The 26,106-nt window shown below is 68.0% G+C and carries 23 protein-coding genes; 16 read left to right on the top strand and 7 right to left on the bottom strand.

The genetic code is table 11. From position 1 onward, the window contains the following. The first annotated feature begins 157 nt into the window (after positions 1-157). The 4 genes from minC (at position 158) to sbcB (ending at position 3,589) form a co-directional block, all read left to right on the top strand. On the top strand, positions 158-904 hold the full coding sequence (gene minC / locus FHR94_RS12135) for a septum site-determining protein MinC (RefSeq protein ID WP_183325988.1): 747 nt from the start codon (positions 158-160) through the stop codon (positions 902-904). Positions 905-971: 67 nt separating this feature from the next. Beyond that, positions 972-1,790 (top strand): septum site-determining protein MinD, encoded by an 819-nt coding sequence (gene minD / locus FHR94_RS12130; RefSeq protein ID WP_183325987.1) that lies wholly within the window; start codon positions 972-974, stop codon positions 1,788-1,790. After that, complete coding sequence (gene minE / locus FHR94_RS12125) at positions 1,787-2,038, top strand: cell division topological specificity factor MinE (RefSeq protein ID WP_183325986.1); 252 nt, start codon at positions 1,787-1,789, stop codon at positions 2,036-2,038. Before minD ends, minE begins: the two co-directional genes overlap by 4 nt. 63 nt (positions 2,039-2,101) lie before the next feature. Beyond that, positions 2,102-3,589 carry an exodeoxyribonuclease I gene (sbcB, locus tag FHR94_RS12120; protein ID WP_183325985.1) on the top strand — a complete coding sequence of 496 codons (1,488 nt, stop codon included), beginning with the start codon at positions 2,102-2,104 and terminating at the stop codon, positions 3,587-3,589. A 69-nt stretch (positions 3,590-3,658) separates the two neighbouring features. Here the strand turns inward: sbcB and FHR94_RS12115 are convergent, their stop codons facing one another. Further along, a complete protein-coding gene (locus tag FHR94_RS12115; RefSeq protein ID WP_425485375.1) occupies positions 3,659-6,541 on the bottom strand; it encodes an insulinase family protein in 2,883 nt (960 codons plus the stop codon). Further along, positions 6,541-7,227 carry an SOS response-associated peptidase gene (locus FHR94_RS12110; RefSeq protein WP_183325983.1) on the bottom strand — a complete coding sequence of 229 codons (687 nt, stop codon included), beginning with the start codon at positions 7,225-7,227 and terminating at the stop codon, positions 6,541-6,543. The genes FHR94_RS12115 and FHR94_RS12110 overlap by 1 nt, the downstream gene beginning before the upstream one ends. A gap of 190 nt (positions 7,228-7,417) precedes the next feature. On the opposite strand from FHR94_RS12110, the gene FHR94_RS12105 reads away from it, so the two are divergent. Beyond that, a complete protein-coding gene (locus FHR94_RS12105) occupies positions 7,418-8,035 on the top strand; it encodes a TetR/AcrR family transcriptional regulator (protein WP_183325982.1) in 618 nt (205 codons plus the stop codon). 71 nt (positions 8,036-8,106) lie between these two features. Here FHR94_RS12105 and FHR94_RS12100 read toward each other — a convergent pair whose 3' ends face one another. Together FHR94_RS12100 and FHR94_RS12095 are read right to left on the bottom strand one after the other, a co-directional pair. Further along, positions 8,107-9,390 carry an HlyC/CorC family transporter gene (locus tag FHR94_RS12100; protein WP_183325981.1) on the bottom strand — a complete coding sequence of 428 codons (1,284 nt, stop codon included), beginning with the start codon at positions 9,388-9,390 and terminating at the stop codon, positions 8,107-8,109. 80 nt (positions 9,391-9,470) lie between these two features. Then, positions 9,471-10,271 (bottom strand): cytochrome C assembly family protein, encoded by an 801-nt coding sequence (locus tag FHR94_RS12095; protein WP_183325980.1) that lies wholly within the window; start codon positions 10,269-10,271, stop codon positions 9,471-9,473. A 219-nt stretch (positions 10,272-10,490) separates the two neighbouring features. Between FHR94_RS12095 and ffh the strand changes: the two genes are divergently transcribed. The 10 genes from ffh to FHR94_RS12045 all read left to right on the top strand — a co-directional run bounded on the left by ffh (position 10,491) and on the right by FHR94_RS12045 (position 20,900). Next, a complete protein-coding gene (gene ffh / locus FHR94_RS12090; protein ID WP_183325979.1) occupies positions 10,491-11,882 on the top strand; it encodes a signal recognition particle protein in 1,392 nt (463 codons plus the stop codon). Between the two features lie 222 nt (positions 11,883-12,104). Beyond that, entirely contained in the window at positions 12,105-12,353 is a 249-nt protein-coding gene (rpsP, locus tag FHR94_RS12085) for a 30S ribosomal protein S16 (RefSeq protein WP_183325978.1), read from the top strand. A gap of 38 nt (positions 12,354-12,391) precedes the next feature. Beyond that, positions 12,392-12,943, top strand: coding sequence for a ribosome maturation factor RimM (gene rimM / locus FHR94_RS12080; RefSeq protein ID WP_183325977.1), 552 nt, complete (start codon positions 12,392-12,394; stop codon positions 12,941-12,943). 29 nt (positions 12,944-12,972) lie between these two features. Beyond that, positions 12,973-13,758 (top strand): tRNA (guanosine(37)-N1)-methyltransferase TrmD, encoded by a 786-nt coding sequence (gene trmD, locus FHR94_RS12075; protein WP_183326015.1) that lies wholly within the window; start codon positions 12,973-12,975, stop codon positions 13,756-13,758. Between the two features lie 136 nt (positions 13,759-13,894). Next, positions 13,895-14,251, top strand: coding sequence for a 50S ribosomal protein L19 (gene rplS / locus FHR94_RS12070; protein WP_183325976.1), 357 nt, complete (start codon positions 13,895-13,897; stop codon positions 14,249-14,251). Positions 14,252-14,376: 125 nt separating this feature from the next. After that, positions 14,377-15,276, top strand: a complete 900-nt coding sequence (gene xerD / locus FHR94_RS12065; RefSeq protein ID WP_183325975.1) for a site-specific tyrosine recombinase XerD — start codon at positions 14,377-14,379, stop codon at positions 15,274-15,276. A 20-nt stretch (positions 15,277-15,296) separates the two neighbouring features. Continuing rightward, positions 15,297-16,034, top strand: coding sequence for a DsbC family protein (locus tag FHR94_RS12060; RefSeq protein WP_183325974.1), 738 nt, complete (start codon positions 15,297-15,299; stop codon positions 16,032-16,034). Positions 16,035-16,120: 86 nt separating this feature from the next. Next, positions 16,121-17,437: a homoserine dehydrogenase gene (locus tag FHR94_RS12055; protein WP_183326014.1), complete on the top strand. Its 1,317-nt coding sequence runs from the start codon at positions 16,121-16,123 to the stop codon at positions 17,435-17,437. Positions 17,438-17,525: 88 nt separating this feature from the next. Then, a complete protein-coding gene (gene thrC, locus FHR94_RS12050; protein ID WP_183325973.1) occupies positions 17,526-18,914 on the top strand; it encodes a threonine synthase in 1,389 nt (462 codons plus the stop codon). Positions 18,915-19,094: 180 nt separating this feature from the next. After that, a complete protein-coding gene (locus FHR94_RS12045) occupies positions 19,095-20,900 on the top strand; it encodes a single-stranded-DNA-specific exonuclease RecJ (RefSeq protein ID WP_183325972.1) in 1,806 nt (601 codons plus the stop codon). 40 nt (positions 20,901-20,940) lie between these two features. Here FHR94_RS12045 and FHR94_RS12040 read toward each other — a convergent pair whose 3' ends face one another. From FHR94_RS12040 to FHR94_RS12030, 3 genes are all read right to left on the bottom strand, one after another. Further along, a complete protein-coding gene (locus tag FHR94_RS12040) occupies positions 20,941-21,360 on the bottom strand; it encodes a VOC family protein (protein WP_183325971.1) in 420 nt (139 codons plus the stop codon). Between the two features lie 118 nt (positions 21,361-21,478). Then, positions 21,479-24,052, bottom strand: coding sequence for a heavy metal translocating P-type ATPase (locus FHR94_RS12035; RefSeq protein WP_183325970.1), 2,574 nt, complete (start codon positions 24,050-24,052; stop codon positions 21,479-21,481). Further along, on the bottom strand, positions 24,049-24,495 hold the full coding sequence (locus FHR94_RS12030) for a MerR family transcriptional regulator (RefSeq protein WP_183325969.1): 447 nt from the start codon (positions 24,493-24,495) through the stop codon (positions 24,049-24,051). Before FHR94_RS12030 ends, FHR94_RS12035 begins: the two co-directional genes overlap by 4 nt. Before the next feature lie 169 nt (positions 24,496-24,664). On the opposite strand from FHR94_RS12030, the gene FHR94_RS12025 reads away from it, so the two are divergent. Further along, complete coding sequence (locus FHR94_RS12025; protein WP_183325968.1) at positions 24,665-26,026, top strand: OmpP1/FadL family transporter; 1,362 nt, start codon at positions 24,665-24,667, stop codon at positions 26,024-26,026. Positions 26,027-26,106 lie beyond the last annotated feature (80 nt).

The raw sequence follows: 26,106 nt of genomic DNA, 5'->3' as shown, positions 1-26,106 counted from the left end.
TGCGCCGCGTCAGCAGAAAAGTGCCGCCATGGCGGTCAGGCGTGCCATGGCCACTGACAGGGGGGGCCTGCAGGGATTATGATCGGTTGCAGTGTCCGGGGTGCTCGCTTAGCTTTGAAGCTATACCCCGACCATCACCCCTATGTGGAGTTCGGCAATGAGCCTCAAAGTGGACAGGGACAGCATGGCCTTCACCTTCAAGGGCGGGATGCTGCCGATGACGGTCATGGAGCTGAGCAGCGCGGACCCCGAGCGGGTCCGCGAGCAGCTGGCCGGCAAGCTCAGCCAGTCCCCGGCCTTCTTCCAGCATACCCCGGTGGTCCTGAGCGTCGAGAAGCTCGATGAACCGCACCTGGCCCTGGAGCGCCTGTGTGCGGTGTGCCGCGCCCACAAGCTGCTGCCCGTGGCGGTGCGTGGCGGGTCGGATCCGGTCAGGCAGTCGGCCTGGGCCCTGGGGCTCGGCTGGTTCCCGCCTCAGGATCCCGCGCGTCCCCGGTCGCTGGAGAGCGTGGCCCCTTCGGTCCCGGAACGTGACGAGGACGTCGGGATCGAACAGCCGCCCCTGGCCGCCGCCGTCGGCAGCCGGACCTATCGCGGCACGGTACGCTCCGGTCAGCAGGTGACGGCGCCCGAGGGGGACTTGGTGGTGGTCGGGGCCGTCAATGCGGGGGCCGAGGTGCTCGCCGCCGGCAATGTCCATGTGTACGGTGCCCTGCGTGGCCGCGCCCTGGCCGGCATCCATGGGGACGTTCAGGCGGCGATCTTCTGCCGTGAGCTGCACGCCGAACTGCTGTCCGTGGCCGGCAACTACAAGCGCCTCGAGGACATCGACCCGCGCCTGCTGGGCACCCCCGTCCAGGTCCGCCTGGACGAGGACCAGCTCGGCATCGGGCCGCTGGCCTGACATGGGACGCCGCAAGCCGCGACTTCAACACCGGTTCCCAATCACCAAGACAGACAGGAAGCGTAACTTGGCCAAGATCATCGTTGTGACCTCCGGCAAGGGTGGGGTCGGCAAGACAACCAGTGCAGCAGCCATTGCCACCGGCCTGGCCCTGCGCGGCAAGAAGACCGTGGTTATCGACTTCGACGTGGGGCTGCGTAACCTCGACCTGATCATGGGCTGCGAGCGTCGCGTGGTGTATGACCTGGTCAACGTCATCCAGGGGGAGGCCGGGCTCAACCAGGCGCTGATCCGCGACAAGCGGGTCGACAACCTGCACATCCTGCCGGCGTCCCAGACCCGCGACAAGGATGCCCTGACCCTGGAGGGCGTCGAGAAGGTGCTCGACACCCTGGACAAGGACTTCGACCATATCATCTGCGACTCCCCGGCGGGGATCGAGCGTGGGGCGCAGCTGGCCATGTACTTCGCCGACGAGGCGATCGTGGTCACCAACCCTGAGGTCTCCTCGGTGCGCGACTCCGACCGGATCCTTGGCCTGCTGGGGTCCAAGACCCGGCGGGCCGAGCGCGGCGAAGACCCCATCAAGGAACACCTGCTGATCACCCGCTACAACCCGACCCGGGTCGACCTGGGCGAGATGCTCAATCTCGAGGACATTCGCGAGATCCTGGCCATCGACCTGCTCGGCCTGATTCCCGAGTCGGAGGCGGTGCTGCGGGCCTCGAACCAGGGGGTGCCGGTTACCCACGACGAGCACAGTGATGCCGGCCAGGCCTACGCGGATACCGTCGCCCGGTTGCTGGGGGAGGAGGTCCCTTTGCGCTTCCACGAGTTCCAGAAGAAGAGCCTGTTGAGCCGCATGTTCGGAGGAGGTCGCCGGTGAAGTTGCTCGAATTCCTGAAGCGCGAACGCAAGAAATCTGCGTCGGTCGCCAAGGAGCGGTTACAGATCATCGTGGCCCACCAGCGCAGCCAGCGGGGCCAACCGGACTACATGCCGATGCTCGAGAGGGAGTTGCTGGAGGTGATCCGTCGCTACGTCCAGGTCGACGACGATGCCATCAACATCAGCCTCGACAGCGAGGACAACTGCTCGGTGCTCGAGCTCAACGTCACGCTGCCCCGGGCCTGAGTCGCCGTCGGGGCTGTGCTAGGCTGGGGGCCTTGTCCCACTGCTGTTGGAGAGCCCTTGTCCATGGCGCAGCCGCAAGCCCCGCTGACCTTCCTGTGGCACGACTACGAGACCTTCGGCGCCGACCCGCGCCGGGACCGGCCATCGCAGTTCGCGGCCATCCGCACCGATGATGCCTTCCAGGAGATCGGCGAGCCCATCGAGCTCTTCTGCCAGCCGGCCGATGACGATCTGCCGCATCCCCGGGCCTGCCTGATCACCGGCATTACCCCCCAGCAGGCGCGTCGCCGCGGGCTGCCCGAGGCGGAGTTCGCTGGCCGTATCCAGGCCGCCATGAGCGAACCCGGGACCTGTGTCCTGGGCTACAATAACCTGCGCTTCGATGATGAGGTGAGCCGGCAGCTCTTCTACCGCAACCTGCTCGATCCCTATGCCCGGGAGTGGCAGCACGGCAACTCCCGCTGGGACCTGATCGATGTGGTGCGAGCCTTCCATGCCCTGCGTCCGGAGGGCATCAGCTGGCCGAGGCGCGAGGACGGCACGCCGAGCTTTCGCCTCGAGGACCTGACCGCCGCCAATGGCATCGAGCACGCCGGGGCCCACGATGCCCTGGCCGATGTCCGGGCCACCATCGCCCTGGCGCGGCTCCTCAGAGCGAGCAATGCGAAGCTCTTCGACTACCTGCTCGAACTGCGCGGCAAGCGCGCGGTGGCGCGGCGGCTCGACATCCCGGGGCGCAAGCCGGTGCTGCACATTTCCCGGCGCTATCCGGCGAGCCGCGGCTGTAGCGCCCTGGTGATGCCGTTGGTCGAGCACCCCACCAACCCCAACGGGGTCATCGTCTATGATCTTTCGGTGGCCCCCGATCCCCTGCTGACCCTCGGTCCCGAGCAGATCCGTGAGCGAGTCTTCGTCAGCAATGATGACCTCGCCGAGGGCGAGGTGCGCATCCCGCTGAAGGTCATCCATATCAACAAGTGCCCGGTGATCCTGCCGGCGAACGCCCTCAAGGACACGGCGGGACCGCATCAGGGGGAGTATGGCGAGCTCGTCGAACGCCTGGGCCTCGACCTGGCCGCCTGTCGCGACCACTGGAGGCAGTTGGCCGCGCATCCCGAGGTGGCGGCCCGCGTCAGTGAGGCCTTCGCCGCGCCACCCCCCGAGCCGCCCCGGGATCCGGATCTGATGCTCTACTCCGGCGGTTTCTTCTCGGCCGCGGACCGCCAGCAGATGCAGCGGGCCCGCGATACCGACCCCTGGGCGCTGAGCGAGGCCCGCTTCGCCTTCCAGGACCCGCGTCTCGAGGAGATGCTGTTCCGCTATCGGGCGCGCAGCTACCCCGACACCCTGACCAGCGAGGAGCAGGCGCGCTGGGAGGCCTTCCGCTGGGAGCGCATGAACGACCCGGCGCTGGCCGGCCTGACCCTGAAGGAGTTCGCCCGGCAGATCGAGGCGCTCAACCAGGAGCCGCTGGGCGACCGGGAACGGCAGATCCTCGAGGAGCTGGTGATGCATGTCGAAGCCATCATGCCGTCGCAGGCCTTCGGCTAGTCATTCGCCTCACGCTCGGCATCGATGCAAGCGCCCGGCCAGATGGTCGGGCGCTTGCGTCAGGGCGGGTCAGTCGCTGTGGCCTTGGGGACCGTCGCCTTGGGGGAGGGGCGGCAGGTCATCCTTGAGCGCCATGACGTCGCTAGGGGGGTCGCCGGGGTCATGGGTGATGTGCACCACGGCGTCGTTGCGCAGGCTGGGCCAGGTTTCGCGCAGCGCCACCGGAGTTACCGCCAGCACTCGCCTGGCCAGCCGCTGCCGCTGATCGAAGGCGGTATCGTCCATGGCCAGTGCCTGCCACAGACGATTCATGCGCTCGGGCAGGCCGGTGTCGCGACGCAGCAGGTCATCGTGCACCGCCTGGCGGTAGGGGGCCAGAACCGCGTCGTCCAGTTGGCCGAGGTGCGTGCCGAAGTCCTCGAGGAAGGCATCGATGCGCGACTGGATGATGGCGCTGTCGGTGTCCGGAGACTGCACCAGCAAGCCGATACCCGGGGCGTCGAGCAGTGGCCGGTAGCCGGCGTTGACCACATAGCCGAGCTGCTCTTCGGTGCGCAGCTGCTGATAGAAGGGCGTCTCGAGCAGGCGGCCCAGCAGGGCCAGTCGGGCCTGGCTATCCAGTGACCGGTCGGGGCCCTGCAGGTAGCGCATCACCAAGGACTCGTCCCGGGCGGTATCCGGTGTCAAGGGGGGGAGGTTGCGGCTGGCTTGCAGCGGAACCAGATCGGGAATGGCCGTCTCGGCAAGCTGCGGGGCCAGGGTCTCGGCCACCGTCTGGGCCTGGCGGATCGCCCCCTCGGCCGTCTGGTTGCCCACCGCCATGGCTTCCAGGTGCAGATCACCGAGGAAGGCATCGCGAAAGTCGCGCAGCGCCTGGGCATCGACGTCTTCGAGGGACGCCAGCAGCGCCTCGGTGGGCCACTGGGGACGGATCAGCGTCTCGGTCAGGGTGCGGTTGGCCTGCCGATAGAGGGATTCCTGGGGCGCGTTGCGCCACTCGCGGCGCAGCCGGTGGCTGACTCGCGCCACGTTGGCGGCCTCGATCTCGCCCTCGGCGAGCTGATCGAGAACGCGGTCGATCAGGCGGTCCTGGCGGTCACGCCAGCCGGAGAACGACAGGGTGATGCCACGGGCATGGGCGTAGGCCTCGAAACCGTGACCGGCCAGTCGCGCCGGGTAGAGGGCCTCATTCAGGCTATCCCCGAGCCAGCCGGCCAGCAGGCGTGCCATGGCGGCCTCCCGGGCATCGCGGCCCGCGGCGGGATGCTGCAGGCTGAAGCGCCACTCCACCCGGGGCGTGTCGAAGGTGTCATCGCGCATGTGCCAGAAGGCGAAACCCGGCTCATCGATCCGTTGAACGGGCCCCTCATCTTGGCCCTCGAGCAGATCGAGGTCCTCGGCGATATAGGGGTTGGGGGCCGGCAGCGCCAGGCCGGCGAGGGGGTCGGCCCTCATTGCGTCCAGGGGAACCTCACGCCAGGGTGTCTCGAACCAGGGGGAGGTGTGCTCACCCTCGACCTCGGGGCCGCTGTAGAGGCGCAACAGGTTGTCCGGCCGCAGGGCCCCCAGCCAGTCGCCGATCAGCGCGGGTCGGAAGCCGTCCATGCGATAGGGCGCATAATTGACGTCCTCCAGCGGATAGCGGGACAGATTTATCGACAGGCGCATGGCATCCTGCAGCGGCGCGCCATGTTGCTGGAAGCGAAACTCTTGCTCGGCGAGCTGGGCCTGCTCGTCGTAGCGCCAGGCCTCGAGTCCGGCCTCGCGGATCCGCTCGATGGCGGCGAACAGCGTGGCCTGAATGCGCTCCAGCTGGCGGGCACCCGCCGGCGTGAGGCTGATGTCGATGGTAAAGAGGGCATGGCGGCCATCGCCGTGGGTCACGCCGGCGGACAGCCCGTCGGCGAGGCCCGCCTCGCGCAGCACGTCGAGCAGGCTGCCCTCGCCCTCGTGGCCCAGCAGGTTGGCCAGGTAGCTGGCCGGCTTGTGGCGGTAGGCCGTCTCGGGGTCGGGCACGGGGAACAGGAAGCGGACCGAGCGGTGGTCACGCAACGACTGCATGGCCACCGCCCGGGGCAGGGTGGCGTCGAGGGCCAGGGGCGTGTCGATGACCGGGCGTGACAGGCCACGGTCGGGGATGGCGGCGAAGCGTTCGGTGACCAGCGCCTCGAGTTCGTCCAGCGGCTGGGGGGCAACCACGGCGAGCTGCATCACGTTGGCGCCGTAGTGAGCGCGGTAGAAGTCGATCACCCGTTGGCGTAGGCTCGGCTCCCCCGCGGGGCGGTCGGCCAGCGTCTCGCGGCTGCCCACCGAGAAGCCGGTCATCGGGTGGGCCGGGTTGAGCAGCTGGTCGAGGACGTCGTTATGGCGCCGTCCCTCGTCACGCTTGCGGGCCATGTATTCCGAATGCACCACTTGGCGCTCGCTCTCCAGGCGATCGGCATTGAACAGCGGGTTGACGAAGAAGCGACTGAAGCGGTCCAGGGCGCCGGCCAGGGCGTCAGGCTCCACCGAGAAGAAGTAGTTGGTGTCCCGGGGGGCGGTGAAGGCATTGTGCTGGCCCCCGTGGCGGGACAGGTAGCCCTGGTAGGCATCGGCCGCCGGATAGGTCTCGGTGCCCAGGAACAGCATATGCTCGAGGAAGTGGGCGAGACCGGCCAAGTCGTCCGGGTCCTGGGCGCTGCCCACCGCCACGTTCAGCGAGGTGGCGGCCTTGTCGGCGTCGGGGTCGCTGACCAGCAGGACGCTGAGCCCATTGTCCAGGGTGAGGGCGCGGTAGGCCCGGTCATCATGGGGGCTGACCTTGGGGGCGATTCGCGAGGCGACCGGGTCGGTCGAGGCCTCGGGCTGGCGTGCCTCGGCAGCCAAGGGCAGCAGCAGGGTCGCGGCGAGGGCCAGCAGGATCAGCGGCCGGCGTGTCCGTTGCCGGTGCAAGGCGATCGGTCTGGGCATCATGGCTCCTGTTCAGATGTCCGGCGCAGCATGGGGCCGGTGGGATAGGCGCAGGATGGATCCTGGTGACGAGGATCGTTCACCCGTCTTGATACCGGGAAAGCGCCCAACAGTTCCAATGGGGCGGGAACGAGTTGCGCTTGTAAGGCTTCCACGGGCGTATCGGGGTCGAGCCAGCGGCGGGCGTGCCCGGCGTCAATCATCGCCGGCAGGCGGTCGACGAGCGGTGCGAGCAGGCCATTGGCCGGCACCGTGATCAGCGCCATGGAGTCATTGTAGGCGGTCAGGGTGGTATGGAAGCGACACCATAGCCCGGCCAGCAGCAGCGGGCCGCGATCGGTCCGGGTCACCAGGAAGGGCTGCTTAAAGCGTGGCTGCGGCTTCCAGACATAGATGCCGCTCACCGGCACCAGGCAGCGTCGGGCGGCGAAGGCCTCGCGGAACATGGGGCGCGCCGTCAGGGACTCGGCCCGGGCACAGTGGGGGGCGTGATCCAGCACCTTGAGCCAGGGCGGCGTCAGGCCCCAGAACACGGTGTCGAGATTCGCTCGACCCGCCTCGAGGCGGATGATGGATAGCGGGCGGCGTGGCGCCAGGTTGGCCCCCGTGACCAGCGGTCGGTCCACCGTCAGGTCCGGCAGCAGGCGGTCGAGGTCGAGGGGCGTGATATAGAGACGGCCGGCCATGGGAACTCCGCGGGAGATGGCGAATCAGGGTAACCAAGAGCCGGAGGCGAGAAAAGCGTCGCCGATCGTGGTCCCAAGCGGGGTTTGCGTCGGCTGCAAGGCGCGATATGCTAAAGGAAACGGTGTTCGATCTGGCCTGCCCGTCAGGCCCCTCGGGCGCTGCCCCGTCACCACCGCAACGAGGAGCCTGATGGCCCGTCCCAGACAGCACGCACCGGAGGCGCTGCATGCCCAGGTCATGGCAGCCTGCGATGCCTGGCTCAGCAAACATCCCGTCCACACGCTGTCATTGCGTGCGCTGGCGCGGGAGGTGGGGTGTGCCCCCAGCACGCTGCTTAAGCTCTACGGCAGCTTCGGCAACCTGCTGCAGCACGTCAATATCGAGTCCCTGGCGCGCCTGCGAGCCACCATCGAGCCGCTGTTCACGACCGGCGCCCCCGAGGCGCGCCTCAAGGCCCTGGCCCGCGCCTACTGGGAGTTCGCCCGGCAGGATGCCTATCGCTGGCAGCTGCTGTTCGACTATCCCCTCGCCCAGGAGGGCGAGCTGGATCAGCGTCAGAGTGCCATGATCGAGGCTCTGTTCCTGAATGTGGAGGCCACGCTCAAGGAGTACCAGCCAGCGCTGGACGACCCGGAAGCACGGCGGCTGGGGCGTACCCTGTGGGGCAGCGTGCATGGCCTGGTCCAGCTGGGGCTCAACGAGCGCCTCGGCTACTGGCAGGGCGAGCCTCTCGAGGTGGGTGAGCTGCTCGACCAGCTGCTGTGCACAACCCTGGCTGGCCTCAAGCACCATTCCGATGTGGCGTGACACCATGGCTGCCTGCAGCGAAAAGCCCCTCGCGGCCGCTCGCGGGGGCGCCACTCCGCGGCCGTGGTGACTCAGCCACGGCGCGGGGCGCGCCGCACGGGCTGCCAGCAACGCGCCGCGGTGATCAGGTTGTCACGCACCTCGAGGATTTCCATGCGCACGCTGGCGATCTGCAGACAGGCCGGGCCGTCGGGGAAGGATTCCAGGTGCTCGAGGATCAGGCCGTTGAGGGTCTTGGGACCGTCGGTGGGCAATTGCCAACCCAGCGCCTTGTTGAGGTCGCGGATGTTGGCGGTCCCGTCGATGACGTAGCTGCCGTCTTCCTGGGGATAGATCTCCTGGTCCTGGCCGGCCACGTCGGTGGTGAATTCGCCGACGATCTCCTCGAGGATGTCCTCGAGGGTCACCAGCCCCTCCACGTCGCCATACTCGTCGACGACGATGCCGATGCGTCGCTTCTGTTTCTGGAAGTTGAGCAATTGGGTATGCAAGGGCGTCGACTCGGGGATGAAGTAGGGCTCTCGGGCCTCCTGGACAATGGCCGCCTTGGTCACCTCGCCCCGGGACAGGAAACGCGCCGCATTGCGCAGGTGCAGCATGCCGATGATGTTGTTGATGTCGCCCTTGAAGACCGGCATGCGGGTATGCTGGCTGGTGCGGATCTGCACCAGGATTTCCTCGAGATCGTCGTCCAGGTCGATGCCTGACACCTCGTGGCGGGGCACCATGATGTCGTTTACGGAGACGTTCTCCAGATCGAGGATCGACAGCAGCATGGCCTGGTGACGGTGGGGGATCAGCGTCCCGGCCTCGTGGACCACGGTGCGCAGCTCATCACGGGTCAGGTTGTCGCCGCCCCCCTCGATGCTCTTCACGCCGAGCAGGCGCAGCAGGCCGTTGGAAAGGGCGTTGACCAGCCACACCAGCGGGTAGAGCAGCTTGAGCAGCGGCTCGAGCACCAGCGAGGCGGGGTAGGCGATGCGCTCCGGCTTGATCGCCGCATAGGTCTTGGGGCTCACCTCGGCAAAGATCAGGATCACGATGGTGAGGAGCAGCGGGGCGATGGCCGGGCCCGTGACCTCGCCGAAGAAGTGGATGGCGAGCACCGTGGCGATGGCCGCGGCGAGGTTGTTGACCAGGTTGTTGCCGATCAGGATCACGCCAATCAGGCGATCGGGTCGGGCCAGCAGACGCAGCACGCGCTGGGCAGCGCGCTCACCGCTGCTCGCCTGGTGGCTCAGGCGGTAGCGGTTGAGCGACATCATGCCGGTCTCGGAGCTCGAGAAGAAGGCGGAAAGGCAGATGAGCAGAAGCAGCAGGCCGAATAGCAACTCCAGCGGGAAGTCGTCGCTCAAGTCGAAGGATCCTCAATCGCGTGTCAGGCTCGAGTTGTAGGGACTCGGTCGGGCAGTGTCAAGGCGCCCTCCCTGGCGGCTCAGCCGCGGCTCAGCAGCACCTCGAGCACGAACTTGCTGCCGAAGTAGGCCAGCAGCAGCACCGCATAGCCGCCCAGGGTCCAGCGCACGGCCCGCAGGCCGCGCCAGCCCAGCCAGTGATGGCTGATCAGGAGGATGGCGAAGATCACCCAGGCGGCCAGCGACAGGATCGTCTTGTGGGCCAGGTGCTGGGCGAACATGTTGTCAAGAAAGAGGAAGCCGCTGGCGATCGACAGGGTCAGCAGGGCCATGCCGGCCCAGATCAGTTCGAAGAGGATGCGCTCCATGGTGGTCAGCGGTGGCAGCGACTGCACTACGCCGCGGATGTGATGATGGCGCAGGGCCTGATTCTGGATGCCCAGCAGCACCGCCTGAATGGCGGCGATGGCCAGCACGGCGAAGGCCAGGGCGCTGCTCAGGGCGTGCAGGGCGATGCCGGGGGTCATGCCCGAGGCCCGCTCGGGACTCGGCAGCCCCGTGGCCAGCACCAGGGTCAGTCCGGCCAGCGGCAGCAGGCCGGTGGCGACGTTGAGTACCGGCTTGAAGAGACTGACCGCCAACAGCACCAGCACCGCCAGGCCGCTGGCCAGCACCGCGCTGGTCGAGAGCCCCGGCAACAGGGAGTCCCCTTGACCCAGCAGACCGATGGCCAGGGGCAGGTGGCAGAGCAGGCCCAGGCCGGTGAAGCTGCGTACCAGCGCGGGACGCGGTGGCACCCGCCGGGTCAGGGTCAGGCCCTGCCAGGAGGCGGCCGCGACATAGAGGATGAGGGCCATGACGGCAAGGGGGAGCGCCTGCATAGGTTGCTATCCGTGCGCCTTCGCCAGCGCCTGATGACGTGAATGGAGGCGTCGACTATACCGAATCCGTCCGGCGGCGGACAGTCGAAGGCCCTGCCCCGTGGATGGAGACTTGAGCGCACAAGGCGTATAATTTTTGCCCATTGCGGGTGAGTCCCCGGGGTGCCAAGCGTGACATGCCCTCGGTGGCTCGCCAGGCCATCGTTTGCGGAGAGGCCCATGTTCCAGAATCTCAGCGATCGTCTGTCCCAGACGCTCAAATCGATCAAGGGTCAGGCGCGCCTGACCGAGGACAACGTCAAGGACACCCTGCGCGAGGTGCGTCGCGCCCTGCTCGAGGCGGATGTTGCCTTGCCGGTGGTCAAGGCCTTCATCGAGCGGGTGCGCGAACGGGCCGTGGGGCAGGAGGTTTCGAAGAGCCTGTCGCCGGGCCAGCAGTTCGTCAAGATCGTCCAGCAGGAGCTCGAGGCGATCATGGGCGAGGCCAACGAAGGCCTGTCCCTCAAGGGTAAGCCTGCCGTGGTGCTGATGGCCGGCCTGCAGGGCGCGGGCAAGACCACCTCGGTGGCCAAGCTGGCGCGCTACTTGCGCGAGCGTGAGAAGAAAAAGGTGCTGGTGGTCTCCGCCGACGTCTATCGGCCGGCGGCCATCGACCAACTCGAGACCCTGGCCCGCGAGGTCGAGGTCGACTTCTTCCCTTCGCGGTCCGACCAGCAGCCGGTGGCCATCGCCGAGGCGGCGATCAAGCACGCCAGGGTCCAGTTCCATGATGTGGTGCTGGTCGATACCGCGGGTCGTCTGGCCATCGACGAGGCGATGATGGCCGAGATCCAGGCGCTCAACGCGGCCGTGTCGCCGGACGAGACGCTGTTCGTCGTCGACGCCATGACCGGCCAGGACGCCGCCAACACCGCCAAGGCCTTCCACGAGGCGCTGCCGCTGACCGGGGTGATCCTCACCAAGGCCGACGGTGATGCCCGCGGCGGGGCAGCGCTCTCGGTGCGCCACATCACCGGCAAGCCGATCAAGTTCATGGGCGTGGGCGAGAAGGTCGATGCCCTCGAGCCCTTCCATCCCGACCGGGTGGCCTCGCGCATCCTCGGCATGGGCGACGTGCTGTCGCTGATCGAGGAGGCCGAGCGGACCGTCGACAAGGGCAAGGCCGAACAGCTCGCCAAGAAGGTCAAGAAGGGCCAGGGCTTCGATCTGGAGGATTTCCGCGACCAGCTCCAGCAGCTCAAGAAGATGGGCGGCATGGGTGGCCTGCTGGGCAAGCTGCCAGGGATGGGGCAGATGGCCGAGATGGCCCAGGGGCCCGGCCCCGAGAAGGAGCTCGGCAAGCTCGAGGCGCTGATCAACTCGATGACGCCCCAGGAGCGTCGCAAGCCCGAGATCATCAACGGCTCCCGCAAGCGGCGGATCGCCGCCGGGGCGGGCCTGCAGGTGCCCGACCTCAATCGCCTGCTCAAGCAGCACAAGCAGATGCAGAAGATGATGAAGAAGGCGGGCAAGAAGGGCGGCATGCAGAAGATGATGCGCGGCATGTCCGGCATGATGGGCGGCGGTGGCCCCGGCGGCATGGGTGGTCCTGGTGGCCTGCCGTGGCGCTGAGCCCGGCCCTGGCCGGCCCGCCCTGCAAAAAGGTTTCCAAGCGGGGCGGATTTCCGTAGAATATCGCGTCTTCACTGGCAGGGCCGCGCTCGTGCGGCCGTCGTCGTGACCGAATGACCCGAAGCCGGGCCGCCGGCCCGCTTCCCCGAGCAGCTCGTCGAGGCCGGCCGGTGCCGGGCCCGACCGAAATATCCGCAACTTCAACCGAAGGACAGTCAACGCATGGTTACCATTCGTCTGGCACGTGGTGGCGCCAAGAAGCGCCCCTTCTACCACCTGGCCGTGACCGATTCACGCAATTCGCGCGACGGTCGCTTCATCGAGCGCCTGGGCTTCTTCAACCCGGTGGCCCGTGGTCAGGAAGAGCGTCTGCGCATCGACCTCGACCGCATCAGCCACTGGCAGGCCCAGGGCGCCCAGCTGTCCGGCCGCGTCGCCGAGCTGGTCAAGGAAGCCCGCAAGCAGGCCTGAGTGCCTGACGCGCCCGAATGTCCGACGCAGGATCGCCGATGAGCGCGAACACCGAGCGCCACCCGGCCGACGATCACGTAGTGCTGGGCAAGTTGACCAGTCCCTACGGCGTCAAGGGCTGGCTCAAGGTGTACTCGTACACCAGCCCCATGGAGGGCATCCTCGACTATGACGAGTGGGTGCTGCGCCATCAGGGCGGCCTGGTCCGCTATCGTCTCGCCCAGGGGCGCCCCCATGGCAAGGGCCTGGTGGCTCGTCTGGAGGGGGTCGACGGGCGTGAGCCGGCCGAGGCCCTGGTTGGTGCCGAGATCCTCCTGCCCAAGGCCGAGCTGCCCGAACTCGACGGTGACGACGAGTTCTACTGGTACCAGTTGGAAGGCCTCAAGGTGGTGACCCTCGAGGGTGAGACGCTGGGCCGCGTCGATTACCTCTTCGAGACCGGTGCCAACGACGTCATGGTCGTCAAGGGTCGAAGCGAAGACGCCATCGACGACCGCGAACGGCTGCTGCCCTTCCTGCCCGGCGAGGTCGTGCGTGATGTGGACCTCGAGGCCGGCGTGATGACCGTCGACTGGGACCCGGAGTTTTGAGCCCCGGGGTGGCGAAGGACGACACGGCGATGTGGATCGGCGTGGTGTCGCTGTTTCCCGAGATGTTCGAGGCGCTGACGGCTCAGGGCGTGACGGGCCGGGCGGTGGACAAGGGGCGCATCGCCCTGGAGTTCTGGAACCCCCGGGACTACGCCACCGATCGGCATCGCACCGTGGATGACCGCCCCTATGGCGGTGGCCCGGGGATGCTGATGAAGGTCGACACCCTGCGCGCGGCCATCCAGGCGGCTCGAGAGCGTGCCGAGCGCGCCACCGGGCAGCGCCCGAGGGTGATCTACCTGTCTCCCCAGGGGCGGCGGCTGGATCAGCGCGGCGCGCAGGAACTGGCCTCGGGTCCCCCGCTGGTGGTGGTGGCCGGACGCTACGAAGGCATCGATGAGCGGGTGGTGGAAGCCGACATCGATGAGGAATGGTCGATCGGCGACTATGTGCTTAGCGGCGGCGAGCTGCCGGCCATGGTGCTGATCGATGCCGCGGCAAGGCTGGTCCCCGGGGTACTGGGGCATCAGGATTCCGCGGCCGAGGACTCCTTCAACGACGGACTGCTGGACTGTCCGCACTATACCCGCCCCGAGCAGGTCGACGGGCGACGGGTGCCGGAGGTCCTGCTCAGTGGCCACCATGGCGCCATCCGGCGCTGGCGGCTGAAGCAGTCTTTGGGGCGGACCTGGCTCAGGCGGCCCGACCTGCTGGAAGGCAGGACGTTGACGGCCGAGCAGCAGCGCCTGCTCGAGGAGTTCATCGAGGAATACGCCCTGTCTACCAGCAGGCCAGGGCGGAGGTGCGGGACGTGACGGCCCCCTGAGGGCAGGCGGACCCGTGTCACCAACAGCACTCCCGCGCCTCGAGCCTTCTCGAGCGCCGGGATCACGATGCACCGGCAACGAACAGGATTCGGCGCATCACCGATGTTATCGAGGAGTTATCGTCATGAGCAGCAAGAACAAGGTGATCCAGGCGCTCGAGACCGAGCAGATGAGCAAGGACGTGCCGGCCTTCGCCCCGGGCGATACCGTGGTCGTCCAGGTCAAGGTCAAGGAAGGCAATCGTGAGCGTCTCCAGGCCTTCGAGGGCGTGGTCATCGGCAAGCGCAACCGCGGCCTGAACTCCGCCTTCACCGTGCGCAAGATCTCCCACGGTGTCGGCGTCGAGCGGACCTTCCAGACCTACAGCCCGCTGGTCGACTCCGTGAGCGTCAAGCGTCGCGGCGACGTCCGCCAGGCCAAGCTCTACTACCTCCGTGAGCGCAGCGGCAAGTCTGCCCGCATCAAGGAAAAGCTGGCCTGAGGCGGACTGCCGCCCGCCGGCGGTGACGGGCGTCTCGCCCCGCCACCCTCCGACACCCCGTCACCGCACTCGCGGGGCGGGGTGTTTTTGCATGACCGGATGGGCCGGTGAGCGAAGGAGAGACCATGCCAAGCGACCGCAGCGGTGAGCTGATCGATGCCTTCCTCGATGCCCTCTGGCTGGAGCAGGGCGCGAGCGATAACACCTTGGCCGCCTATCGCCGTGACCTCCAGGCCTGGGCGACGCAGTTGGAGGCACAGGGGCGGACCCTATGCGCGCCCGGAGGCGAGACCCTGGCGGCCTGGTTCGACGCGCGCCGCGAGGCCGGCTACCATCTGCGCAGCAACGCTCGGTTGCTCTCGAGCCTGAGGCGCTTCTACCGCTGGGCCCTGGCCGACGGGCTCGTCGATCACGACCCCCTGGTGGCGGTGCGCCTGCCCCGGGTGCGGCCGTCGCTGCCTGAGCATTTGCAGGAGGACGAGGTGGAGCGGCTGCTCGCGGCCCCGGATGTCGCCACCGACCTCGGCCTGCGCGACCGTGCCATGCTCGAGGTGCTCTATGGCGCCGGGTTGCGGGTCACCGAGCTGGTGGGGTTGACCACCGATGCCCTGAACCTGCGCCAGGGGGTGGTGCGAGTACGCGGCAAGGGGGACAAGGACCGGCTGGTGCCGCTGGGCGAGGAGGCGCTGGACTGGCTCGAGCGCTACCTGCGCACGGCCCGGGGCGCACTGATGCACGACACGACACGCCCGGCGCTGTTTCCGGGGCGGAGCGACGCCTGCCTGACCCGCCAGGCCTTCTGGTACCGGATCAAGGCCTATGCCCGGATGGCCGGTATCGACCGGCCGCTGTCACCGCACACCCTGCGCCATGCCTTCGCCACCCATCTGTTGAATCATGGGGCCAACCTGCGTGTCGTACAGCTGCTGCTGGGGCACAGTGACCTGTCGACCACGCAGATCTACACCCATGTGGCACAGGCGCGGCTGGAGGCGCTGCATGCCGACCACCATCCCCGAGGCTGAATCATGACCGAGGCTGAATCATGAGAGTACCGACCCTATCCGCCGGCCTGCTGGCCGCATCCCTGCTGCTGCCGAGCCTGGCCATGGCCGACGCCGCGTCCCGGCTCGCCGAGCGTCTCACGGTCAACGGCCGTGCCATGCCGGTGGAGCGCGTCAGCGAGACACCCCTGGCGGGCTTCTTCGAGGTGCGCCTGGAGACCGGCGAGACCTTCTACAGCAACGCCGAGGGCAGTCACTTCCTGGTCGGGGATCTCTTCGAGAACACCGAGGCGGGGCTGGTGAACCTCACCGAGCAGGCGCGCAATGCCGAGCGGGCCGCGCGGCTGGCCGCGGTGCCCAAGGCCGAGCGAGTGATCTTCCGCGGCGCCGAGACGCCGCAGGCGACACTTGCCGTCTTCACCGACACCACCTGCCCCTACTGTCGCCAGTTCCACGAGGAGGTGCCGCGGCTCAATGAGATGGGCATTGGGGTACACTACCTGGCCTTCCCGCGTGCCGGCATGAATTCCCCGGGCGCCCGTCAGCTGCAACAGGTGTGGTGTGCCGCCAACCCGAGCGAGGCGCTGTCGGCCGCCAAGCGCGAGGAAGCGCTGGCCGGAGCCACGGACTGCGACAATCCGGTCGAGGCACAGTATCATCTGGGCATGGAGCTCGGTGTGCAGGGTACGCCAGCCATCGTGCTGCCCGACGGGCGCCTGGTGCCCGGCTATGTGCCGGCCGAGCGCCTGGCGAGCATGCTGGGCCTGAATGATCGATGACCGACGTCGATGAGCGTCGGCGATCGGGGCCGTGCGCGGCCCCGCCTAAACGCTGAGACACACGCCACAACGAGAGGGGAATGACATTGAAACCGGTGAGAGTGGGAATCTGTGGCCTGGGCACCGTCGGTGGCGGAACCTTCAACGTGCTGACACGCAATGCCGACGACATCGCCCGGCGAGCGGGACGGCCTATCGTTATCGAGCAGGTCGCCTTCCGCACCCTGAATCCCGAGTGTGACACCACCGGCATCCGGACCACCTCCGACGTCTTCGAGGTGGCCACCAACCCCGAGATCGACGTGCTGGTCGAGCTGATCGGCGGTTACGACGTGGCCCGCGAGCTGGTGTTGACCGCCATCGAGCACGGCAAGCACGTGGTCACCGCCAACAAGGCGCTGATCGCCGTGCACGGCAACGAGATCTTCAAGGCCGCCCACGAGAAAGGCGTGATCGTCGCCTTCGAGGCGGCGGTGGCCGGGGGCATCCCGGTGATCAAGTCGCTGCGCGAGGGCCTGGGGGCCAACCGCATCGAGTGGCTGGCCGGGATCATCAACGGTACCGGCAACTACATCCTGACCCACATGCGCGACGAGGGCCGCGCCTTCGAGGACGTGCTGGCCGAGGCCCAGGCGCTGGGGTTCGCCGAGGCCGACCCGACCTTCGACGTGGAAGGCATCGATGCCGCCCACAAGCTGACCATTCTCGCCTCCATCGCCTATGGCGTACCGCTGCAGTTCGACAAGGCCTACACCGAGGGCATCTCGCGGGTCACCGCCGAGGACGTGGAGCAGGCCGACAACCTGGGCTATGTCATCAAGCACCTGGGCATCTCCAAGCGCACCGAGTCGGGCCTGGAGCTGCGCGTGCATCCGACCCTGATTCCCAAGGAGCGGCTGCTGGCCAATGTACATGGCGTGAAGAACGCCATCGCCATCATGGGCGATGCGGTAGGACCGACCCTCTACTATGGGGCCGGGGCCGGCGCCGAGCCCACCGCCTCGGCGGTGGTCGCCGACCTGCTGGATGTCGCCCGCGACATCGCCACCGACCACCACTACCGGGTGCCGTATCTCGCCTTCAGCGGCATCGGCGAGCAGGAGAGCCACCTGCCGATGATGCCCATGGAGGACATCACCACCGCCTACTACCTGCGGTTGCTGGCCGTGGACCGTCCCGGTGTCCTGGCCCGGGTGGCGACCATCCTCTCCGAGCAGGGGATCTCCATCGAGGCGCTGATCCAGAAGGAGGCCACCGAGGGTGAGCTGGTGCCGATCATCCTGATGACCCATCGGACTCGCGAGAAACAGATGAACGAGGCGATCCGCCTGATCGAGTCGCTGGCCGACATCGCCGGCCCGGTGACGCGGATCCGGGTCGAGTCCCTGGACGAGCATGAATAACATCGGCCGCGAGCCTCGGGTAGCGGGCGGCGGGCAGCGATGTGCCCGTAGCCCGTAGCCCGTAGCTCGAGTCCCACGGAGTGGAATGATGCGCTATATCAGTACCCGCGGGCGAGCGCCCGCGCTGTCCTTCGAGGAGGTCGTGCTCACCGGCATGGCCAGCGACGGCGGCCTCTACGTGCCCGAGACCGTCCCCGAGCTCAGCCGCGATGACCTGGCCGACATGGCAGGGTGCTCCTATGCCGAGATCGCCTTCCGGGTGATGAAGCCCTACGTGGGCGGCGAGATCGACGACGACATCTTCCGGACGATCGTCCGCGATGCCTACGCCACCTTCAGCCATGACGCCGTGGTGCCGCTCAACCAGCTCGACGCCAACCACTTCCTGCTCGAGCTCTTCCACGGCCCCACGCTGGCCTTCAAGGACGTGGCCCTGCAGCTGCTCGGCCGGATCCTCGACCACTTCCTCGCCAAGCGTGGCGAGCGGGCGGTGATCATGGGGGCGACCTCTGGCGATACCGGCTCCGCGGCCATCGAGGGCTGCCGCCACTGTGACAACCTGGATATCTTCATCCTGCACCCTTACCAGCGGGTTTCGGAGGTGCAGCGGCGCCAGATGACCACGGTGCTGGCCGACAACGTCTTCAACGTGGCCATCGAAGGCAACTTCGACGACGCCCAGGCCATGGTCAAGGCCAGCTTCGCCGACCAGGCCTTCCTGAACGGCACCCGGCTGGTGGCGGTGAACTCCATCAATTGGGCGCGCATCATGGCCCAGATCGTCTACTACGTGGCCGCCGCCGTGGCACTGGGCGCGCCGCACCGTCCGGTGAGCTTCTGCGTGCCCTCGGCCAACTTCGGCAACGTCTTCGCCGGCTACATGGCCTACCGCTCGGGGTTGCCGGTGGAGCGCTTCGTGATCGCCACCAACGCCAATGACATTCTGCACCGCACGCTCGCCGACAATGACTTCTCCAAGCAGGAACTGGTCGCTACCCTGGCCCCCTCCATGGACATCGTGGTGTCCTCGAACTTCGAGCGGCTGCTGTTCGAGGCCTACGAGCGCGACGGTGAGGCCGTGGCCGCGCTGCTCGAACGCTTCCAGAGCGAGCCCGCGGCGCTGGCCGAGGCGCCGCTCGCCCGGCTGCGCGAGCGCTTCGCCAGCCACAGCGTGGACGATGCCACCATCCTCGAGGTGATCCGCGAGGCGCATCACCGCACCCAGGAGATCCTCGACCCGCATACCGCCACCGGCTACCGGGCCGCCGAGTGCGAGCGGGGCGACGAGGCCGTGCCGATGATCACCCTGGCGACGGCCCACCCGGCCAAGTTCGCCGAGGCGGTGGTCAAGGCGGGCTTCCCGGGGGTGCCGCTGCCGCCGCACATGGACGACCTGCTGGAGCGCGAGGAGCGCTACACCGTGCTGCCGGCGGAGCTTGCCGCGGTGCAGAAGTTTGTCGCCGAGAACCGGCGCTAGTTTCCCCCTCGGGGCTGATCCGGCGACAGGCCTGCGAGGGGGCGCTGTGAACCCCTCCCTGGGCGCTACCGATGCCATCCCTGGCATAGGACCCCCTCTTCGGCCTGTCCCCGGCGCCCCTCGCTAGGCCGGCGGCCCTCTCTTGCCAGCGGTCACAGACTTGAACCACAGGAGCCAGGCTTGAACGCCGTAAGCGATCCCGTCGACCTTCATCAACGCCTGAAGCCGCGCATCCTGCCGCGGTCCCGGGATGCCGCCCTCTACGCCCGCGCTCAGCGCGAGGGGCTCTCCGAGCTTCAGGCTCGGGTGCTGGCCGGGCGCCTGGCCGGCTACGCGGGGGAGCTTGCGCCGCTGGTCTCGCCCAGCCTGCGCTACCTGGCCCATCCCGAAAGGCTCGCCGACGGCCGGCGCGCCGCCGAGCGCATCGCCCAGGCGGTGATCGACGGCGAGCATATCGGCATCCTCACCGACTACGACGTGGACGGCATCACCTCCCATGTGGTGATCCGCCGCACCCTGCACGAACTGTTCGGGGTGCCGGAGGCGAAGCTGCACAGCCTGATCGGCCACCGCATCCATGACGGCTATGGCATCAGCCTGCCGCTGGTGGAGCGCACCCTGGCACTCTCGCCGCGCCCCAGCCTGGTGATCACCGCCGACTGCGGCAGCTCAGACGAACCTCGCATCGCTCGGCTCAAGGCCGCCGGCATCGAGGTGGTGGTCAGCGACCACCACGCCCTGCCGGTGGAGGGCCCGCCGGCCTCGGCCTACGCCGTGGTCAATCCCACCCGTGACGACTGCGCCTATCCCGACCCGACCATCGCCGGCTGCATGGTGGCCTGGCTGGTCATGTCGCTGACCCGCGGCGTGCTGATCGAGTGGGGCGTGCTCGAGGCTGCCACGCCCAAGCTCTCTCCCTGGCTCTCCTACGTAGCGCTGGGCACGGTGGCCGACTGCGTGTCGCTGGGTGGCAGCGCCGCCAACCGGGCGGTGGTGACCCATGGCCTGGCCCTGATTAACCGCATGGAGGCCGCCTGCTGGCGCGCCATGGCGGCACGGCTGGGTGCCGACAGCGTGCCCTTCGATGCCGAGACCCTGGGCTTCCAGATGGGGCCGCGGATCAACGCCCGCTCGCGGCTCGACGATCCCTATGCGGCGCTGCACTTCATGCTCGCCGAGCAGGATCACATCGCGCAGCGCTATCTCGAGGTGCTGGACCAGGACAACCAGTCCCGCAAGGCGATCGAAGCGGAGATGGCGGAGGCGGCGAAGGCGCTGGCGCTGCCGGCCCTGATCGCCGACGCGCCGGCCTTGGTGGTCTACCTGGAGGACGGCCATCCCGGCGTGCAGGGCATCGTCGCCTCGCGCCTGGTGCAGGCCTACGGCCGGCCGGCGCTGGTGCTGACCCCGGCGGCAGCACCGGGCATGCTGACCGGTTCCGGGCGCTCCATCGAGGGCCTGCACCTGCGCGACGCCCTGCAGCGTACCTTCGAACTGGCGCCGGAGGCCCTGCCGCGTTTCGGCGGCCACCGCGGCGCGGCCGGCGTCGGGGTGCCGCAGGAGCACCTCGACGCCTTCAGGACCGCCTTCCTCTGCGCGGTGGGTGAACAGCTGGGCGAGGCCGAACTCTATCCGAGAATCCTGACCGATGGCGACCTGGCCCCCGAGCAGCTCAGCCTCGAGACGCTAGAGACCCTGGAGGCGCTGGGACCCTATGGCCGGGAGTTCGATGCCCCGCTCTTCCAGGGCGAATTCCGGGTGGAAGCCCTGCGCCCGGTAGGCGCCGACGGCACTCACCTGATGCTGGAACTCTCGGCGGGGGCAGCCGTGCACCGGGCGATCTGGTTCCGCGCCCTGACACCCGGCGAAGTGCCGGCCTTCGGTGTCGGCGACCCCCTGCGCTGCGCCTTCAAGCTCAACCGCAACCGCTGGCGGGGCCGCGAGTCATTGCAGCTGATGGTCGAGCACGCCGAACCGCTGGCGTAAGGCCTGGTAGACTGAGACAGGCTTTCTCGCGAGCGCGCTCTCAATAGTTGGGCCAGACCCCGGGGGTGGCCAGTTCCAGCAGATGCCCATCGGTGTCCCGGAAATACAGACTCTCCCCGCCTCGTGGCCAGTGGGTGCGCCCCTCGATCTCGATCCCGTGGTCATGCAGTTGCTGTTCCCAGGCCGCCAGGTCGCGCTCGGCGATAGCGAAGGCCAGGTGCACCCGACCGGCGCCATCATGGGGGGGGATGGTACCCATGTCATCGGGCAGCACCACCGTCTCCAGGGTCTCGCCATACAGGAACAGCAGCAGCACCGACCCGGCCCCCGCATCGTAGGCGGTGAAGCGGTGATCGGCGTTGAAGGGCTCAAGCCCCATCACGCCCTCGAAGAAGGACCGTGCATGAGGCATGTCTGCCACGTAGAGCGCAGTTTCCAGTACACCATTGAGACGAGGCATAGGACCTCCTGAGCCGGTGTGCTTGACTTTAAGCCTAGCAGCCGTCAGCGCCCGGCCCCCCAGAACCACCAGGCGATCAGGGCGATCAATGCCAGGCCAGCGAGATTGACGAGCCAACTCATGACAGGGCCTCCTGCGTTTCCCGGGGGGGCTGGGGGTGCGGCTTCGCATCGCGATCGCCGCGAGTCCTGAACAGCCGCAGGCGGCTGGCATTGCTGACCACGGTGATCGAGGACAGCGACATGGCCGCGCCGGCGATCATCGGCGAGAGCAGGGTGCCGGTGACCGGGTAGAGCACCCCGGCGGCGATGGGGATACCCAGCACATTGTAGCCGAAGGCGCCGACCAGGTTCTGCTTGATGTTGGCAAGCGTGGCCCGGCTGATCTCGATGGCATCCGCGATGCCATGCAGCGAGCCGCGCATCAGGGTGATGCCGGCGCTCTCGATGGCCACGTCGGTGCCCTGGCCGATAGCGAAGCCCACCTCCGCTCGGGCCAGCGCCGGCGCGTCATTGATGCCGTCGCCGACCATGCCCACGACCTCGCCCTCGGCCTGCAGACGCTCGATCTCGGCGTGCTTGTCCTCGGGCAGCAGGCCGGCGCGGAAGTCATCGATGCCCACTTCCCGGGCGATGGCCGCCGCGGTGTGCGCATTGTCGCCGGTGAGCATCACGACCTTCAGACCATCGGCCTGTAGACGCCTCACGGCTTCGCGTGTGTCGTGACGCAAGGGGTCACTGATGCCGAAGACCGCGGCCAGCCGGCCGTCCACGGCGAGATATACCACGCTGCGTGCCTTTTCCTCCAGGTCGGCGGCGATGTCGCGGCCGCGGGCCAGGTCGACCCCGGCCTCCTCCAGCAGGCGGGCATTGCCCAGCAGCAGCGGGCGACCGTCGGCGGTGGTCGCCTTGACGCCGCCACCGGTGATGGTGTCGAAGCCCGTGATCCCGGCGGGGGCGACCTCACGTGCCTCGGCATGGGCCATCAGCGCCGCGGCCAGGGGATGCTCGGAGCCACGCTCGAGAGCCGCCACCAGGGACAGCACGTCCTGTTCGTCGCCGGTGAGGACCTCGGCCTCCGTCACCCTCGGCCTGCCCTCGGTGAGGGTGCCGGTCTTGTCCACCACCAGGGTGGTGAGGCGGCTGGCGGTCTGCAGGGCCTCGCCGCTTCTCACCAGCACGCCGTGTTCGGCGGCCTTGCCGACCCCAACCATGGTGGAGATCGGCGTGGCCAGGCCCAAGGCGCAGGGACAAGCGATGATCAGCACCGTGGTGGCGGTGACCAGCATATGGATCACCCGCGGCTCGGTGCCAACGTTGAACCAGGCGAGCGCGGTGATCACGGCGATGATCATCACCGCGGGCACGAAGACGCTCGACACCTGGTCGGCCAGCGCCCCGATGGGCGGGCGCGAGGCCTGGGCGCGGGCCACCTGCTCGGTGATCTGTCCGAGTCGCGTGTTCGCCCCCACCCGGGAGGCGCGGTAGACGAAGCCGCCCTTGCCGTTGACGGTGCCGGCGCTGACTTCGTCTCCTTCGCGCTTGGCCACCGGCAGGGGCTCACCGGTGAGCATCGATTCGTCGATATGGCTCGCCCCCTCGATCACCACGCCATCCACCGGCAGGCGCTCGCCGGGGCGCACACGGAGCGGGTCGCCCTCGCGCACCGCGTCAATGTCCACCTCGCATTCCTCGCCATCGCGGATTACCCGCGCGGTGCGGCTCTGCAGGTCGAGCAGGCGCTTGAGAGCCTCGCTGGTTCGGCCCCGCGCCCGCAGCTCCAGGGCATTGCCCAACAGTACCAGGCCGATGACCATCGCCGAGGCCTCGAAGTAGATGCCCCGGGCCACCTCGGGCAGCCAGGGCCCGAAGGCCACCACCGCCATGGAGTAAGCCCAGGCAGTGCCGGTGCCCATGGCGATCAGGGTGTCCATGTTGGCCTGGTGGTGCCGGAAGTTCTTCCAGGCATTGACAAAGAAATGGCGGCCCGGGAACACCATGACCGCCAGGGTCAGCAGCCCCACCACCAGCCAGTAGAGCCGACCCCCGCCCACCGGGTGGGGATGGTAGACGAACATGCTGGCCATCAGCGGTACGGCCAGGGCCAGCGACCAGGCGCTCCCCTTCAGGCGGCGGCGGTACTCCCGCTCGTCCCGCTCGGCGCGGGCCTGCTCGGCCTGGCGCAGGTCGTGGATCGGCTCAGCGCCATAGCCCACCGCCTCCACGGCCCGAATCAGGTCGTCCTCGGTGGCGCGGCCGCGTACCTGGGCGGTGTGGGTGCCGAAGTTGACCGTGGCCGAGGCCACGCCAGGCGTGTGCTCCAGCGCCCGCTGAACGCTCTTCACGCAGCCGGCACAGGTCATGCCGCCGATGGAGAGCCGCTGGGTGGTGGTGCGCCCGTCCGATGTTTCCTGTGCCTTTGCCTCGGTCGGGGCCTCGGAGGGAGGTTCGTCGGTGCTCTCCTCGGCGCCATCGGCTGGTACCCCTGCCGCCTTCCTCGGCGGATAGCCGGCATCCACCAGCAGCCGGTCCAGCGTTTCGTCATCCAGGCGGGTGGTCACGCTGAGGCGCTTCTCGCCGGGCTCTCCGATCACCTCGGCGGCTGGATCCTTGGCCTGGATCGCCTCGCGCATGCGCTTCACGCATCCCTGGCAGTTCATGCCGGGCACGCGGCGCTCGAGTGTCGCATTCATGACATCTCCTTGGCGGAGCGATGGTCATCACCGCGCAGCGGTTCGGGAAAGCTCTCGATCAACTGGCACAGGCTATGGCCGTCCGGGGTGCCGTCCGGCATCTGCGCCCAGGCGTCCAGGGCCTGCTCCATGCGGCTGGCCAGGGCCTGGAGCTCCTCGATGCGCGCCCGGATCAGCGGCAGGCGACTGGCCAGCAAATCGCGCACCAAGGGGCAGGGCGAGTCGCCGTGGTCGGCATGATCGAGGATGTCGCGAATCTCGGCGATACCGAAGCCCAGGGTGCGGGCCCGCTGGATGAAACGCAGTCGCTCTAGATCGCCCTGGTCGAAGAGTTGGTAGCCGTTGTTCGGGTGGCGCTCCGGGTGCAACAGCCTCTCGCGAATGTAGTGGCGTACCGTCTCGGCGGTGACGCCGGCCCGGCGGGCCAGCTCGCTGACCTTCATCGCAGCCTCTCGTTTAAGGGAAGTTTTTCCAATATAAAACCCTTGGGTAACACAAGGGTCAAGCAGGGCGAACGGAAGCCATGCCCTTGGCCAGCTCGATAACACGGCCAGGCATCAATCGGCCATACTGCCAGAGAGTGAGGATTCTCAGGTTTCAAAGGGGGGCAATATGGATAACACGTTCAGCAGGCTTCCAGTCGCCATGCTCATCGCCTCGACCACCCTGATCGTCAGCCAGGCCTGGGGCTCCGGCTACCAGATCCGCGAGCAGAGCGCCAGGGCGCTGGGCAATGCCTGGGCCGGTGCCGCCGCTGCTGCCGAGGATGCCGGTTTCATGACCTATAACCCGGCGGCCATCGGCCAGCTCGACGGGACCCAGGCGATGGCTGGCCTCGCCTATCTCGATGCCACCTTCAAACTACACGATGGCCGGGCCGCCGCGGTGACGCCGATGGGGGCGGTGTCCTATGGCTCCTCGGCCTCGGGGGAGGGCGGCGAGTCGGCCTGGGTGCCGAGCCTTGCCGCCAAGACCCGGCTCGGCGACGCGCTGGACCTGGGCCTGGCGATCCATGCGCCCTATGGCCTCTCCACCGAATACGACGCGGACTGGATCGGCCGCTACCATGCCATCGAGACCGAGCTCGAGGTCCTTGAGCTCCAGCCGACCCTCAACTATCGGGCCACCGATCGGCTCAACCTGGCCGTCGGCCTGCGCGCCCAGTATGCCGATGCCACCCTCTCCAATGCGGTGGATCTCGGTGCCCTGGGAGCCGGCGCCGGCCAGCTGCCGCCCAGCGCCATCGGCAATGCCGACGGCAAGGCGGAGGTCACCGGCGATGACTGGGGCTATGGCTATACCCTGGGCGTCCTGTTCCAGGCCACCGAGCGCACTCGCCTGGGGCTCGGCTATCGCTCGAAGATCGACCTGACCCTGGAGGGCGAGGTCGACTTCAGCGCGGATAATGCCGTCGGCCAGCAGGTGCTGGCCGGTGCCCAGGCCGGAGGGCAGCTGCGTGACGGCGGTGGCAAGGCGGATCTGACCATCCCGGCCAACCTGAACCTGGGGGTCTATCACCAGCTGAGCGACCGCCTGGCGCTGATGGCCAATGCCGAATGGACCGAGTGGAGCCACTTCGACGAGCTGGTCGTCGAGTTCGATGACGGCACCGAGAGCCGGACCACCGAGAACTGGGACAACACCTGGGCCATCTCGGTGGGAGCCAGCTATGCGGTGAATCGTCAGTGGCTGCTGCGTGCCGGGCTGGGGGTCGACGAGACCCCGGTGCCCAGCGCCGAGTTTCGCACGCCACGGGTGCCGGATGCCGACCGTCGCTGGGCAGCCTTGGGGGCTACCTGGATGCCCAATGCCCACCTGGGCGTGACCGCGGGCTATCTACGGGTCTTCGGCGACGATGTCGAGATCGATCAGGACGCCACGCCGACCAATGAGAACGCCCGCCGCGGTAGCCTGTCCGGTGACTATGAGGTCGCGGCAGATGTGTTCGCCCTCTCGGTGGACTATCGCTTCTGAGTCACCCGGTGGGCGAGAGGTGGATGCGAGTCGCCGCGGCTTTGGCTACAATGGTCGCCTTTTCCGTGCCGCCGTGGACT

Origin of the sequence: Halomonas cerina (assembly GCF_014192215.1) — a bacterium.
Lineage (GTDB): Bacteria > Pseudomonadota > Gammaproteobacteria > Pseudomonadales > Halomonadaceae > Halomonas > Halomonas cerina.
This window is presented reverse-complemented; position numbering and strand designations above follow the sequence as displayed.

Excerpts from the sequence above, each read along its gene's own strand:
- sbcB (WP_183325985.1), top strand. The coding sequence starts at position 2,102 with ATGGCGCAGCCGCAAGCCCCGCTGACCTTCCTGTGGCACGACTACGAG.
- FHR94_RS12115 (WP_425485375.1), bottom strand. The coding sequence starts at position 6,541 with ATGCCCAGACCGATCGCCTTGCACCGGCAACGGACACGCCGGCCGCTG.
- FHR94_RS12105 (WP_183325982.1), top strand. The coding sequence starts at position 7,418 with ATGGCCCGTCCCAGACAGCACGCACCGGAGGCGCTGCATGCCCAGGTC.
- FHR94_RS12030 (WP_183325969.1), bottom strand. The coding sequence starts at position 24,495 with ATGAAGGTCAGCGAGCTGGCCCGCCGGGCCGGCGTCACCGCCGAGACG.
- FHR94_RS12025 (WP_183325968.1), top strand. The coding sequence starts at position 24,665 with ATGGATAACACGTTCAGCAGGCTTCCAGTCGCCATGCTCATCGCCTCG.
- FHR94_RS12110 (WP_183325983.1), bottom strand. The coding sequence starts at position 7,227 with ATGGCCGGCCGTCTCTATATCACGCCCCTCGACCTCGACCGCCTGCTG.
- FHR94_RS12095 (WP_183325980.1), bottom strand. The coding sequence starts at position 10,271 with ATGCAGGCGCTCCCCCTTGCCGTCATGGCCCTCATCCTCTATGTCGCG.
- FHR94_RS12035 (WP_183325970.1), bottom strand. The coding sequence starts at position 24,052 with ATGAATGCGACACTCGAGCGCCGCGTGCCCGGCATGAACTGCCAGGGA.
- rplS (WP_183325976.1), top strand. The coding sequence starts at position 13,895 with ATGAGCAGCAAGAACAAGGTGATCCAGGCGCTCGAGACCGAGCAGATG.
- FHR94_RS12060 (WP_183325974.1), top strand. The coding sequence starts at position 15,297 with ATGAGAGTACCGACCCTATCCGCCGGCCTGCTGGCCGCATCCCTGCTG.
- FHR94_RS12040 (WP_183325971.1), bottom strand. The coding sequence starts at position 21,360 with ATGCCTCGTCTCAATGGTGTACTGGAAACTGCGCTCTACGTGGCAGAC.
- xerD (WP_183325975.1), top strand. The coding sequence starts at position 14,377 with ATGCCAAGCGACCGCAGCGGTGAGCTGATCGATGCCTTCCTCGATGCC.
- rimM (WP_183325977.1), top strand. The coding sequence starts at position 12,392 with ATGAGCGCGAACACCGAGCGCCACCCGGCCGACGATCACGTAGTGCTG.
- ffh (WP_183325979.1), top strand. The coding sequence starts at position 10,491 with ATGTTCCAGAATCTCAGCGATCGTCTGTCCCAGACGCTCAAATCGATC.
- trmD (WP_183326015.1), top strand. The coding sequence starts at position 12,973 with ATGTGGATCGGCGTGGTGTCGCTGTTTCCCGAGATGTTCGAGGCGCTG.
- rpsP (WP_183325978.1), top strand. The coding sequence starts at position 12,105 with ATGGTTACCATTCGTCTGGCACGTGGTGGCGCCAAGAAGCGCCCCTTC.
- minC (WP_183325988.1), top strand. The coding sequence starts at position 158 with ATGAGCCTCAAAGTGGACAGGGACAGCATGGCCTTCACCTTCAAGGGC.
- thrC (WP_183325973.1), top strand. The coding sequence starts at position 17,526 with ATGCGCTATATCAGTACCCGCGGGCGAGCGCCCGCGCTGTCCTTCGAG.